Raw genomic sequence first — 12,393 nt, forward strand, 5'->3', positions numbered from 1 at the left:
CCCGACCTACGGCTTCTGTTTTCCTGAGTTTGCGGTACACAAAATGAGCTTCACGCTCGAAGGCGTCGGTTTCACCCACGCCAACGGCCACCGGGCGCTGGCCGGCGTCGACCTGCGGGTCGCGCCGGGCGAGCGCGTCGCCCTGATCGGCGCCTCGGGGGCCGGCAAGACCACCCTGCTGCGGGTGCTGGCGGCCAGCCTGCGGCCCGGCAGCGGGCGGGTCGAGCTGCTCGGCAGCACGCCCTGGGCCGCCTCGCCGGCGGGCTTGCGGCGGCTGCGGGCGCGCATCGGCGTGGTCCATCAGGCGCCGCCGATCCCGCCGCGCCAGCGGGTCGTCACCGCGGTGCTGGCCGGACGGCTCGGCCAGTGGCCGCTGTGGAAATCCCTCGCCTCGCTGGTGCTGCCGGCCGACCCGGACGGCGCCCGCCGCGAGCTGGCCCGGCTCGACCTGGCCGACCGCCTCTACGACCGCTGCGACCAGCTCTCCGGCGGCCAGCTGCAGCGGGTCGCGCTGGCCCGGGTGCTCTACCAGCAGCCCGAGCTGCTGCTCGCCGACGAACCCGTCTCGGCGATGGACCCGGCCCTCTCCGAGCTCACCGTGGCGCTGCTCAACGACGAGGCCCGCCGCCGCGGCGTGACCCTGGTGGCGAGCCTGCATGCGGTGGATCTGGCGCTGCGCCACTTTCCGCGGGTGGTGGGCGTCAAGGACGGCGCCATCCTCTTCGACCTGCCGGCGGGGGAGGTGAGCGAGGCGCTGCTGCGCGAGCTGTACGCCGCCGAGGGCGGGCTGCCGCTGGCCGGCGCACCGTCGTCCGAGGCGGGCGTGATCCCGGCCTCCGGCACCCTGCCGCCGCTGCGCTGCGCATGACCGCCGCCCCCCGCGACCCTGCCGCGCTGCCGCGCCTGGGCTGGACGCTGGCGGCCCTGGTGCTGCTGTGGCCGCTGCTGCGGCTGGCCGATTTCCGCCCGGCGGCGCTGTTCGAGCCGGGCAACCTGGCGGCGATGGGCCACTTCCTGGCCGGCTTCCTGCCCCTCGAGACCTCGCCGGATTTCCTCGCGTTGCTGGGCCGTGCCACCGTCGACACCCTGGCGATGGCCACCGCCGGCATCGCCCTGGCGGTGCTGCTGGCGGTGTCGCTGGGCGTCGTGCTCGCCCGCAGCCTGTCGGTGGCGGCCCTCGGGCCGGGGCGCCGCGGCTGGGTCGGCCAGATCCTGCGCGGTGCAGCGCGCCTGCTGCTGGCGGTGCTGCGCGGCGTGCCGGAGCTGGTGTGGGCGCTGCTCTTCGTGCGGGTCTTCGGCCTCGGCCCGGCGGCCGGCGTGCTGGCGCTGGGGATCACCTACGGCGGCATGCTCGGCAAGGTGTATGGGGAGATCCTCGAATCCACCGACGCGCGGCCTGCCCGCTGCCTGCTCGAGGCCGGCAGCGGGCGGCTGGCGGCGCTGGCCTACGGGCTGCTGCCCAACGCAGCCCGGGAGCTGCTGTCCTACACCGTGTACCGCTGGGAGTGCGCGGTGCGGGCCTCGGTGGTGATGGGCTTCGTCGGCGCCGGCGGCCTCGGGCAGCTGATGGACCAGTCGATGAAGATGCTCAACGGCGGCGAGGCGGCGAGCATCCTGGCGACCTTCCTGGTGCTGGTGCTGGCCGCCGACGGTGCGAGCGAAGCCCTGCGGCGGAGGATGGCATGAGCCGCCGGGCCGGGGTGTCGGGCGGCGGGCTGCTCGTCGTGGGCCTGCTGCTGGCGGCGGTGGTCGGCAGCTTCCGCTGGCTGGAGATGCCCTTCGCGGCTCTGTTCACGGCCACCGCGGTGGAGGAGGCGGGCGGCTTCGTGGCGCGCTTCTTCCCGCCGGACCTGAGCGCGGGCTTTCTCGCCAAGGTCGGCTGGGCGGCGCTGGAGACGCTGGCGATCTCCCTCGTCAGCACGCTGCTGGCGGCGGTCGGCGGGGCTGTGCTGGCGCTGCCGGCGGCGGGGCGCCACGGCGTGCTGGCGCGCCAGGGGGCACGCTTCGTCCTCAACCTGCTGCGCTCGGTGCCCGAGCTGGTGTGGGCGACCCTGATGGTGCTGGCCGCCGGCCTGGGCCCCTTCGCCGGCACGCTGGCGCTGGCGCTGCACACCACCGGGGTGCTCGGCCGGCTGTTCGCCGAGGCGCTGGAGAACAGCTCGCCGGCCCCGGCGGACGCGCTGGCCGGTGCCGGTGCGCCGGCCCTGGCCACCTTCTGCTACGGCACCCTGCCGCTGGTGGCGCCCCAGTGGCTGGCCTACGCCCTGTACCGCTGGGAGATGAACATCCGGATGGCGGCCATCCTCGGCTTCGTCGGCGCCGGTGGGCTGGGGGCGCAGCTGTACTTCAGCCTGTCGCTGTTCCAGGAGGCCCAGGCGAGCACCGTGATCATCGCGATGCTGGCAATGGCCGTCGTGGTGGATGGGGCCAGCGCCTGGCTGCGGCGGCGGGCCGGGGCCTGAGCGGGCCCGGCCGGCGCGGGTCGGCCGTGACGTAGTTCCTCAAGCGCCCCCCGGGCGGCCTACAGTTGGCCGGCGGGGGGTCGTAAATCCCGGTGTTACTGTTCAGTGTCAAAGGGCAAACCGCTCGGAAACGGCGGGACGCAAAGCCATCGGACCTCACTCCCGCCAGGGAAAGGTGGCCGGGTTGCAGCTTGGGGCGCTTCATCCCCTGTCTTCTCCCCCGCCCGGTCGTCGCGTTCCCCTTTCAGATGCCACGCCGCCGGCCCGCCGGGCACGGCGCGGCACGGGTTTGCCCGCCGAGAGTTCGAGAAGGAGCAACACCATGTCCAACCGTTTCGCCACGCACGCCGCCCTCCTCGCCGCGCTGTGGGGGGGCGCCCCGCTGGCCCAGGCCGACTGCCACGTGCCGGAGCATGTCTCGCCCGACATCCGCAATGTCGTCGCCCAGCATGGCGGTTACGAGATCTCCGAGGAGAAATGCGATCTGCTCAACCGCCAGAACCTGCGCCTGGCGGTGACCGGCGAGGCGGCGGTGCTGGCCGACGTGTCGATCGGCTGGGCGACGGTCCGCCTGATCAGCCGCAACAACGTGGTGTCGTCCCAGGTCCAGACCTCGACCTACGTGAACCGCTTCGCCGCCAGCAACGCGGTGGCCGGCGAGCTGCTGGTGCGGGCGATCAACGATGCCGTGGCCGGGCTGGATTTCGAGCTGGCGGCCCGCGAGGTCAAGAGCAGGATGGTGCTCCGATAGCCGGCAGGGCATCGCCCGGTGCCGGAATGTGTTTGAATTCCGGCTTGACTGATTCGCTTCGCCGTACCCGCCATGGCCAGTCTCACCCCCTTCAGCAAGAAGAAGATCCTGATCCTCGACGATCTGCCGGAGGTGCGTGGCGCCCTGCGCACCCAGATGACGGCGCTGGGCTGCCCCAACGTGGCGATGGCCGGCACGGTGCGGGCGGCGGTCGAGCAGCTCGAACAGGGCAGCTTCGACGTGATCCTGTGCGACTACTACCTGGGCGGCGGCACCGACGGCCAGCAGTTCCTCGAGTACGGGCGCAACCGCCGGCTGATCAGCCGCGGCACCCTGTTCGTGATGATCACCGCCGAGAAGAGCTACGTCAGTGTGGTGACCGCGGCCGAGTGCCTGCCCGACGACTACCTGCTCAAGCCCTTCACCACCGACCTGCTGCAGCAGCGCCTCGAGCGCCTGCTCGACAAGAAGGCCCGGCTGGCCCGCGTCGATGCGATGCAGGACAAGGAGAACTGGCCCGAAGTGGTGGCTGCCTGTGACGAGATCATCGCCAGCGGCGACCGTTACCAGGCCGACGCGCTGCGCATCCGCGGCAACGCGCTGATCGCCTGCGGTCGCCTCGACGAGGCGGCGGCCTTCTACAACCAGGTGCTGACGGCCCGGGAGATGCCCTGGGCCCGCTTCGGGCTGGCCCGCACCCAGTACGCCCAGGGCGAGCTGGGGGCCTGCAAGCTGACCCTCGACCGGCTGATCCACGAAGCCCCGCAGCTGCTGTCTGCCTACGACCTGCTGGGCCGCGCCCACCTGGACAGCGGCCGTGCCGACGAGGCGCTGAAGGTGCTCGACCGGGCCTGCGCGATCGCGCCGGATTCCCTCACCCGCCACCGGGCGATCGCCCTGGTGGCCGAGCGGCAGGGCGACTTCACGCGGGTCGAGGGGGCGCTGTCGCGGGTGGTCAAGAAAACCCGCAACTCGCCGCTGCGCGAAACCGCCGACATCGCCCGCCTCGGCAGCGCCTATGCCGAGCTCGGCGAGCCCGCCAAGGCCATCGAGCTGATCGACGAGGCGCGCAAGAACTTCCGCGGCGATGCCAACGACCCCCACCTCGCGGCGGTCGAGGCGCTGGCCCAGCACAAGGCCGGCCGGCCCGAGCTGGCGGCGGCGGCCCTGACGCGGGCCCTCGCCGCCGATTCGAGCGACCTGTCCCAGGACGTCGCCGTCGGCATCGCGCGGGCCTGCCTCGCCACCGGGCGCACCGCGGAGGGCGAGGAGATCCTCAAGCGGGTGGTGCAGAACAACCCCGATTCGGTGGCTGTGCACCAGCAGGTGGCCGGCGTGCTCGACGCCCACGGTGCGGCGGACCGCGCCGACGCCCTGATCCAGTCGGGCAAGCAGGAGATCGTGGAGCTCAACAACGAGGCGGTGCGCCGCGGCCGCGCCGGCCAGCTGGGCGAGGCCGCGAAGATGCTTACCGAGGCCGCCAACCGCCTGCCGGGCAACGTGCAGATCGTCGCCAACGCCGCCTTCGCGCTGCTGCTGGATGTCTTCAACAACGGGCTCGATGCCGGCAAGCTGCGCGAGGCGCTGCGCTTCCAGAAGAGCGTGATGCGGCTGGACGCGCGCCATCCCAAGCTGGCGGACATCACCGAGCTGCAGCGGCGCATCCAGACCCGCTATGGCCAGCCCTCCACCGGGGCGAAGGGATGAGCTTCGCCGACCTCGCCGTTCTGGCGATCCACGACGTCAAGAACCGCCTGGCCGCGATGGCGGCCCGGGCCGAGGCGCGGGGTGACCGCGACACCCTGCGCGATGCGCTGGAGGCGGCCGGCGAGCTGAGCCGCCTGCTCGTCTGCTACAAGTTCGACGCCGGCCTGCTGCGGCCGGACATCGACGCCCACTGCCCGGCCGAACTGGTGGACGACGTGCTGGCCGAAGTCCGCTCCCTGAGCGGGCTCGAGCTCGTGGCCGACAGCAGCCTCGCCCCCCAGAGCTGGTACTACGATGAATCCCTGGTCCGCATGGTGCTGGCCAATGCCGTCGACAACGCGCTGCGCTTCGCCCGCCGCCGCATCGTGGTGAGCGCCTGGCAGGACGGCGACTGGCTGGCATTCCAGGTTTCCGACGACGGCCCGGGCTATCCTCCCGAAATGCTCGCCGATCCGGCCCCGAGCGCGCCGCTGAGCGCGGAGGGCGTGGGGCTCGGCCTGCATCTGGCCCGCTCGGTGGTGAGGCTCCACGAGAACCACGGCCTCACCGGCAGCCTCAGCCTGGCGAACGGGCCGGGCGCGGTGTTGGTGCTGCGGCTGCCGCGCTGAGGCCGCCGTGAGCGCGGCCTCCGCCGCATTGTCTCCCCTCCCCAACTGGCGCATCATGGACCGCGGGAGCGCCGGCCAGGTTCGGGCCGGCGCGAAGCAGCGGCAGATCGGCGACGGCGCGTCGCCGGCTCCGCGTGAAGCCTTGATCGTTGGCGCCGGCGGTTCCGGCGCGGGAAGCCTTTGAATGCTGTGGGAAGCCCTCGGCGCCGCCCGTGACCTTGGGCGCGTGCATCAGATCGCCGCGGTGCTGGTGCGCTACGGTTTCGGCGGCCTGGTCCAGCGGGTCGGGATGGCGGGCGCGCTGGAGCGGGCCGGCAAGGCCCTGCACTGGCGCGAGCCCGAAGACCTGGCCCGCCTGGAGCCGCCCGCCCGGGTGCGCCGGGCCCTCGAGGAGCTGGGGCCGACCTTCGTCAAGCTGGGGCAGATCCTGGCGACCCGCGGCGACCTCTTCCCGCCCGAATGGATCGCCGAGTTCGGCAAGCTGCAGGACGCCGCGCCGGCGCTGCCCTTTGCCGAGCTGCGGGCGCAGCTGGTCGAGGACCTGGGCGAGGCGCCCGAGGCGGTGTTCGCCGAGCTCGACCCGGAGCCGCTGGCGGCGGCCTCGCTGGCCCAGGTGCACCGGGCGCGGCTGGCCGACGGCACGGCGGTGGTGCTCAAGGTGCGCCGGCCGGGCATCCGCCCGGTGATCGAGGCCGACTTGCGTCTCCTCGACCGGCTCGCCGAGATCATCGAAAAAGAAGCCCCCGAGCTGGCCCGCTACCGGCCGCGCGAGGTGATCCGCCAGTTTGCCCATTCCCTCCGCCGCGAGCTGGATTTCTCGGCCGAGGGGCGCAACGCCGAGCGCATCGCCCGGCTGTTCGCCGACACCCCGGCGATCGTCGTGCCGCGCATCCACTGGCAATGGACCGGCGAGCGGCTCAACGTACAGGACTTCATCGACGGCATCCCCGGCCGCCAGGCCGCGGCGCTGCCCGACGGCTTCGACCGCCGCCTGCTGGCCCGCCAGGGCGCCGACGCGGTGCTGCGGATGATCCTCGAGGCGGGCTTCTTCCACGCCGACCCGCACCAGGGCAACGTGTTCTACCTGCCCGGCAACCGCATCGCCTTCATCGACTTCGGGATGGTCGGCCGGCTTTCGGAGGCGCGCCGCTTCGAGGTGGCGACGCTGATGCACGGCCTGGTGGGGCGCGACGCCCGCAAGGTGGCCGACGTGCTGCTCGACTGGAGCGCCGATTCGAGCGGCGACGCCGAGGCCCTGCGCAGCGAGATCGAGGCCTTCGTGGACGAGTACCACGGGGTGGCCCTCAAGCAGCTCGACCTGGGTGCGCTGCTGGCCGACGTGGTGGCGATCCTCCGCGAGCACGGCCTGGCCCTGCCGCCCGACCTGGCGATGATGATCAAGGCCTTCATCACCCTCGAGGGCATGGGCCGCCAGCTCGACCCGGACTTCGACATCGCCGGCGAGGCGGCGCCCTTCCTGCGGGAGGTGTTGCTGGCCCACCTGGCGCCGCGGGCGATCGCCCGGCGCGGCTGGGCGGCCCTGGCGGGCGGCGTGCAGATGCTCGCCGGCCTGCCCCAGGACATCGGCCGCCTGCTCCGCGCGGCGCGCCGCGGCAAGGTGCAGCTCGAGGTGGACGTGCCGGCCCTCAAGGCCTTCGGCGATCAGCTCGACCGGGCGGCGAGCCGGCTGACGATGGCCATCGTCACCGCGGCGCTGATCGTCGGCTCGTCGATCGTGATGACCGTCGACCGCGGCGGCGTCGTCGCCACCCTGGGCCTGCTCGGCTTCGTCGGGGCGGTGGTGTGCGGGCTGTGGGTGCTGGTGTCGGTGTGGCGGGGCGGGCGGCGTTAGGTCAAGTGCGCGCCTCCGCTGCCGTAAATCAAGGCGCTCCAGACCCGTAACTCACCGAATACCCCCAGATGCTAGCAGCCCCCATTCCTGCAAACGAAGCGGAGCGCCTTGCCGCGCTGCACTCCCTGCGCATCCTCGATACGTCCCGGGAAGAGGCCTACGACCGCCTGATCGCCTACGCGGCCCGGACCTGCGAGGTGCCGATCGCGCTGGTCAGCCTGGTGGACGCCAACCGCCAGTGGTTCAAGAGCCGGATCGGCATCGACGCCTGCGAGACCGCCCGCGACATCTCGTTCTGCGGGCACACGATCCTGCAGTCCGACGTGTTCATCATCGAGGACGCCAGCCGGGACGAGCGCTTCTTCGACAACCCCCTGGTGACGGGCGCGCCCCATATCCGCTTCTACGCGGGGGCGCCGATCGTCAACGAGGATGGCCTGGCGCTCGGCACGGTGTGCATCATCGATTCGCAGCCGCGCAGCCTGACGCCACTGCAGATCGATGCCCTGCGCCACGTCGCGGATCACGTGGGCCTGCTGATGGAGATGCACCGGGCCAGGCAGCACATCGCCGACTATCACGCGGCCCTCGAGGCGTATCGGGAGAAGGCCGAGGAGGAGCGGCAGCTGGTCGGCTACCTGATGACCCGCATGATGTCGCCGCAGCAACTGGACGCCTCGGCGATCGACTACTGGATGCGCCCTACCGAATCCCTGGGCGGCGACCTGATCGCGGCCAGCCGCTCGCCCCACGGCAAGTATTACGTGCTGGTGGCGGACTCCACCGGCCACGGCCTCCCGGCGGCGGTGAACCTGCTGCCGATCAGCCGGATCTTCTACCACATGGTCGAGAAGAACCTGCCGCTGAGCCTGATCGTCGAGGAGATGAACCGGAGCATCCGCGAGCAGTCGCCGGTCGGGCGCTTCGTGGCGGCGCTGCTGCTGTGCTTCGACGCCTTCAACCGCAGCGTGGAGGTCTGGAATGGGGCGATCCCCGTCGCCGTTTACCTCGACCTCGACGGCCGCCCGCTCCGGCGTTTTCCGCCGGCCAATCTGCCCCTGGGGCTCGATGACGGGGAGCAGCCGCCCCGGACGGAGCTGTTCCAGTGGCAGCAGGAGGGGCAGTTCTTCGCCTGCACCGACGGGCTGCTGGAGGCGCCCTTCGACGGCCACGTGACGGGCGAGGAGGCCCTGGACGCCTTGCTGGCGAGCGTCCCGCCAGCCGGCCGCCTGCAGGGCGTGCGGGGCCGGATGGAGGCGGTCTTCCTGGAAACCCCTCCCCACGACGACGTCAGCGCCATGCTGGTGGATGTGCGGAAGCTCTGAGAGCCCCCAGGGCCGGGCTCGGCCCAGGCCGTCCCCGTGGGAGGCAAGCAAACCCGGGCGGCGCTGGGTTTCCTTGCGAGAGGGATGCCCGGAACCCGGGTGTGACCGGGCGCCGGGCCGGTGACGCTCAGCCGAGGAACATCCTGTAGGCCGGGTTGCCGGTTTCCTCGACGTATGCGTAGCCCAGCCGGGCCAGGAAGCCCTGGAAGGCCTCGCGGTCGGCCGGCGGGACCTGCATGCCCACCAGCACGCGGCCGAAGTCGGCGCCGTGGTTGCGGTAGTGGAACAGGCTGATGTTCCAGTCGGAACGCAGGGTTTCCAGGAAGTTGAGCAGGGCGCCCGGGCGCTCCGGGAACTCGAAGCGGTAGAGCACCTCGTTTTCGGCCTGGGGGGCGTGGCCGCCGACCATGTAGCGGATGTGGCTCTTGGCCATCTCGTCGTCGGTGAGGTCGAGGCAGGGCAGCTCGTGGCGTTGCAGCATCTCGGCCAGGCGGATGCCCTCGTCGCGGTTGTGCACGCCCACGCCGGCAAAGATGTGGGCCTGGTTCGCGTCGGCGTAGCGGTAGTTGAACTCGGTGATGTTGCGGCTGCCGAGCAGCTTGCAGAATTTCTTGAAGGAGCCGGGTTTCTCGGGGATGGTCACGGCCAGCACGGCCTCGCGCTTCTCGCCCACCTCGGCCCGCTCGGCGACGAAGCGCAGGCGGTCGAAGTTCATGTTGGCACCGGAGGCGATGGCGACGAGGGTCTTGTCGCGCAGGTGGTGGCGCTTGGCGTATTCCTTGGCGCCGGCCAGGGACAGCGCGCCGGCGGGCTCGAGGATCGAGCGGGTGTCCTCGAAGACGTCCTTGATGGCGGCGCAGATGGCGTCGTTGTCCACCACGATCATCTCGTCCACGTATTCCTGGCACAGGCGGAAGGTTTCGGCGCCGACCAGCTTGACGGCCGCGCCGTCGGCGAAGAGGCCGACGGTGTCGAGCTCGATGCGCTTGCCGGCGGCCAGCGACTGGGTCATGGCGTTGGCGTCGGCGGTCTCGACGCCGATCACCTTGATGTCGGGGCGCACGCGCTTCACGTAGGCGGCGATGCCGGCCAGCAGGCCGCCGCCGCCGACGCAGCAGAAGATGGCGTGGATGGGCTTGGGATGCTGGCGCAGGATCTCCATCGCGATGGTGCCCTGGCCGGCGATCACGTCGGGGTCGTCGTAGGGGTGGACGAAGGTGAGCTTCTCGGTCTTTTCGAGCTCCTTGGCGTGACCGTAGGCGTCGGAATAGCTCTCGCCGGCCAGCACCACTTCGCCGCCGTGGCGCTTGACCGCGTCGATCTTGATGGCCGGGGTGGTGGTCGGCATCACGATCACGGCGCGGGCGCCGAGGCGCTTGGCCGACAGGGCGACGCCCTGGGCGTGGTTGCCGGCGGAGGCGCAGATCACGCCGCGCTTGAGCGCCGCCGGGCCGAGGTGGGCCATCTTGTTGTAGGCCCCGCGCAGCTTGAAGCTGAACACCGCTTGCATGTCCTCGCGCTTGAGGAAGATCGGGTTGTGGATGCGCGCCGACAGGTTGGGGGCGGGGTCGAGGGGGGTCTCGATCGCCACGTCGTACACCTGGGCGGTGAGGATCTTCTGCAGGTAGTCGGGGTGCTGCGCGCTCATGGCTTGACCTGTGTGTCGGCTGGGGAAGCACATGAGGGTAGCAGCCGGAGCGGCCGCACTGCAACATAGGGGTTTTTGATCCGGGGAGGCTTCCATGAGCGACATCCAGCGGGCCGGCACCACGCCGCGCTACTCCGATTTCACCGTTCACCAGGGCGTCGTGTACTGCGTCGAGGTGCCCCCCGACGAGAGCGCCGACATCGCGACCCAGACCGCGCAGATGCTGGAGAGCCTCGAGGTGTTGCTCGCACGCGCCGGCAGCGGAAAGGGGCGCCTGCTGCTGGCCACCCTGTATCTGGTGGATATGGCCGACTATGACGCAGTCAATGCGGTGTGGGACGCCTGGGTGCCCGCCGGGACGGCACCGGCGCGGGCCTGCGTGCAGGTGGGCCGCCTGGCCAGCCCGGGCTGGAAGGTGGAGATCGCGGTGCAGGCCGCGGTGGGAGGCTGAACGCGCCGGGCGCAAGGAAATTCTCTGCGTCGATGTCGAAAATTTTTACAAATTATCTTTCTGTGTGATTTTTTCGATGCGTAACTGGTTGATGTGACGAGCTAAGTCAAATTGGGCATTTATTTTGCTATCGGGCTCCGGAGCGTTTCCGGAGAATAAAAATGCGTTCAGCAAGGCGTTCCCGGGCCGCGTGTCATTTGCTTGGAATGCGATCGGAGGCTCACCGTCTTGGCGGGCTTGCGGTGCTCGCTTCCGCCACACCCCATCGATATGCCCTGAGGAGATCCCGATGTCCTGGACCACCCGTTTGAGCCGTGGCGCCGCCGCCCTGGCCTTGAGTTTCACCGCCCTTGCCGCCCAGGCGGGCCCGTATTCGAACATGTACGTGTTCGGCGACAGTCTTTCTGATTCGGGCAACGACCTGAAAATCGTCGGCGATGTACCCGCGCCTGACTACTACACGGATGGCCCCAACAGGGGCCGTTTCACCAACGGCCTCAATTATGCCGACCGCCTCGCTGCGAACTTCGGGCTGACGCTGACGCCGTCGGAGCTGGGCGGCAACAACTACGCCTACGGCGGTGCCCGCAGCGAATACGTCCGGGACGATCTGCTCCCCTTTGGGGGGCTCAGCTTCAACGAGCAGATCGACGCCTATTTGAGCAAGTCCGGCCATGCGGCGGACCCCAATGCGCTGTACGTGCTGTGGATCGGCGCCAACGACATGTCCGATGCGGCCGTGACCTCGTTGATGATGGGGGGCAATCTGGCGCCGATCGGTGGGCAAATCGTCCAGACGATTGGCGATCCCACGAAAATTGGTGACCCGACGGCTCCTGGTGACATCCTCTCGGCCCTCCTGACGCTCCAGACCCTCGGAGCCAGGAACTTCCTGATCGGCAATTCGCCCGATCTCAGTCTGACGCCGGCCGCACGGGGACTGGCTGCCTACTTCGGCTCGGGCGTCTCGGACCTTTTCCAGGGGGCCAGCGTCGGCTTCAACCAGACCCTGGCCGCGATGCTGCCTTTCTACACGCTGCCCACCTCCAGCGTGACGCTCTTCGACGCCTTCGCGCTGCAGACGGCGATGACCGATAACCCGGCGGCCTATGGCCTGACCAACGTCACGGGGGCCTGCTACGACGGCCAGATCGACGGCTCGCCGGCTCCCGGTAGCGCCACGGCGAACGAGTGCCCCAACGAGGGCGAATACCTCTATTACGACACGGAGCACCCCTCGGCCGTGCTGCATGAGTGGGCGGCCCGCACCATCTACGCCCAGCTGGTGGTGCCGGAGCCGGGCGAGCTGGCCCTGAGCCTCACCGCCCTCGGCCTGATGGGCTTAGCCGGCCGCCGCAGCCGCCGCGGCTGAGTCGTCCCGCAGCCCTGCACAACCCGCCCCTGCCGGCGGGTTTTTCATTTTTGGGCGGGTCGGGCGACGGGGCACAACTTTCCCGCCTCCGCCTTGTCTGACCGGGGGTCCGACGCCCATTCGTCAAGCCCGCGTCGCAAGTAAGGACTTGAATTTCTGGACAGCTTGACACCCTTGGCTAAAATGGCAGGTTCTTCGCCGCTAAAGACACACGTAC

The 12,393-nt window shown here is 70.5% G+C and carries 11 protein-coding genes and 1 riboswitch; of the genes, 10 read left to right on the plus strand and 1 reads right to left on the minus strand.

Annotation, left to right across the window (positions count from 1 at the left end):
• Positions 1–43: 43 nt before the first annotated feature.
• The 8 genes from ACE3OU_RS03570 to ACE3OU_RS03605 all read left to right on the plus strand — a co-directional run bounded on the left by ACE3OU_RS03570 (position 44) and on the right by ACE3OU_RS03605 (position 8,705).
• Entirely contained in the window at positions 44–868 is an 825-nt protein-coding gene (locus ACE3OU_RS03570; RefSeq protein ID WP_374240165.1) for a phosphonate ABC transporter ATP-binding protein, read from the plus strand.
• Positions 865–1,686, plus strand: a complete 822-nt coding sequence (locus ACE3OU_RS03575; RefSeq protein WP_374240166.1) for a PhnE/PtxC family ABC transporter permease — start codon at positions 865–867, stop codon at positions 1,684–1,686. The genes ACE3OU_RS03570 and ACE3OU_RS03575 overlap by 4 nt, the downstream gene beginning before the upstream one ends.
• On the plus strand, positions 1,683–2,462 hold the full coding sequence (gene phnE / locus ACE3OU_RS03580) for a phosphonate ABC transporter, permease protein PhnE (protein WP_374240167.1): 780 nt from the start codon (positions 1,683–1,685) through the stop codon (positions 2,460–2,462). Before ACE3OU_RS03575 ends, phnE begins: the two co-directional genes overlap by 4 nt.
• Positions 2,463–2,566: 104 nt before the next feature.
• Positions 2,567–2,654: riboswitch (cyclic di-GMP riboswitch) on the plus strand.
• 130 nt (positions 2,655–2,784) lie between these two features.
• The gene (locus tag ACE3OU_RS03585) at positions 2,785–3,213 is read left to right on the plus strand and encodes a hypothetical protein (protein ID WP_374240168.1); all 429 of its coding nucleotides are present in this window, start codon (positions 2,785–2,787) and stop codon (positions 3,211–3,213) included.
• Positions 3,214–3,285: 72 nt separating this feature from the next.
• Positions 3,286–4,920, plus strand: coding sequence for a tetratricopeptide repeat protein (locus tag ACE3OU_RS03590; protein WP_374240169.1), 1,635 nt, complete (start codon positions 3,286–3,288; stop codon positions 4,918–4,920).
• Entirely contained in the window at positions 4,917–5,528 is a 612-nt protein-coding gene (locus ACE3OU_RS03595; RefSeq protein WP_374240170.1) for a sensor histidine kinase, read from the plus strand. The genes ACE3OU_RS03590 and ACE3OU_RS03595 overlap by 4 nt, the downstream gene beginning before the upstream one ends.
• Positions 5,529–5,712: 184 nt before the next feature.
• Entirely contained in the window at positions 5,713–7,380 is a 1,668-nt protein-coding gene (locus tag ACE3OU_RS03600; protein ID WP_374240171.1) for an ABC1 kinase family protein, read from the plus strand.
• A gap of 68 nt (positions 7,381–7,448) precedes the next feature.
• Positions 7,449–8,705, plus strand: coding sequence for a PP2C family protein-serine/threonine phosphatase (locus tag ACE3OU_RS03605; RefSeq protein ID WP_374240172.1), 1,257 nt, complete (start codon positions 7,449–7,451; stop codon positions 8,703–8,705).
• A gap of 127 nt (positions 8,706–8,832) precedes the next feature.
• On the opposite strand, the gene ilvA is transcribed toward ACE3OU_RS03605, so the two are convergent.
• Positions 8,833–10,386 carry a threonine ammonia-lyase, biosynthetic gene (gene ilvA / locus ACE3OU_RS03610; RefSeq protein ID WP_374240173.1) on the minus strand — a complete coding sequence of 518 codons (1,554 nt, stop codon included), beginning with the start codon at positions 10,384–10,386 and terminating at the stop codon, positions 8,833–8,835.
• A 61-nt stretch (positions 10,387–10,447) separates the two neighbouring features.
• Here ilvA and ACE3OU_RS03615 point away from each other — a divergent pair, with 61 nt between their 5' ends.
• Complete coding sequence (locus ACE3OU_RS03615; RefSeq protein WP_374240174.1) at positions 10,448–10,804, plus strand: RidA family protein; 357 nt, start codon at positions 10,448–10,450, stop codon at positions 10,802–10,804.
• A 289-nt stretch (positions 10,805–11,093) separates the two neighbouring features.
• The gene (locus ACE3OU_RS03620; RefSeq protein WP_374240175.1) at positions 11,094–12,176 is read left to right on the plus strand and encodes an SGNH/GDSL hydrolase family protein; all 1,083 of its coding nucleotides are present in this window, start codon (positions 11,094–11,096) and stop codon (positions 12,174–12,176) included.
• The last annotated feature ends 217 nt before the right edge of the window (positions 12,177–12,393 follow it).

It is taken from the genome of Zoogloea sp. (assembly GCF_041908905.1).
In the GTDB taxonomy this organism is placed as follows: Bacteria; Pseudomonadota; Gammaproteobacteria; order Burkholderiales; family Rhodocyclaceae; genus Zoogloea.

Excerpts from the sequence above, each read along its gene's own strand:
- ACE3OU_RS03570 (WP_374240165.1), top strand. The coding sequence starts at position 44 with ATGAGCTTCACGCTCGAAGGCGTCGGTTTCACCCACGCCAACGGCCAC.
- ACE3OU_RS03575 (WP_374240166.1), top strand. The coding sequence starts at position 865 with ATGACCGCCGCCCCCCGCGACCCTGCCGCGCTGCCGCGCCTGGGCTGG.
- phnE (WP_374240167.1), top strand. The coding sequence starts at position 1,683 with ATGAGCCGCCGGGCCGGGGTGTCGGGCGGCGGGCTGCTCGTCGTGGGC.
- ACE3OU_RS03585 (WP_374240168.1), top strand. The coding sequence starts at position 2,785 with ATGTCCAACCGTTTCGCCACGCACGCCGCCCTCCTCGCCGCGCTGTGG.
- ACE3OU_RS03590 (WP_374240169.1), top strand. The coding sequence starts at position 3,286 with ATGGCCAGTCTCACCCCCTTCAGCAAGAAGAAGATCCTGATCCTCGAC.
- ACE3OU_RS03595 (WP_374240170.1), top strand. The coding sequence starts at position 4,917 with ATGAGCTTCGCCGACCTCGCCGTTCTGGCGATCCACGACGTCAAGAAC.
- ACE3OU_RS03600 (WP_374240171.1), top strand. The coding sequence starts at position 5,713 with ATGCTGTGGGAAGCCCTCGGCGCCGCCCGTGACCTTGGGCGCGTGCAT.
- ACE3OU_RS03605 (WP_374240172.1), top strand. The coding sequence starts at position 7,449 with ATGCTAGCAGCCCCCATTCCTGCAAACGAAGCGGAGCGCCTTGCCGCG.
- ilvA (WP_374240173.1), bottom strand. The coding sequence starts at position 10,386 with ATGTGCTTCCCCAGCCGACACACAGGTCAAGCCATGAGCGCGCAGCAC.
- ACE3OU_RS03615 (WP_374240174.1), top strand. The coding sequence starts at position 10,448 with ATGAGCGACATCCAGCGGGCCGGCACCACGCCGCGCTACTCCGATTTC.
- ACE3OU_RS03620 (WP_374240175.1), top strand. The coding sequence starts at position 11,094 with ATGTCCTGGACCACCCGTTTGAGCCGTGGCGCCGCCGCCCTGGCCTTG.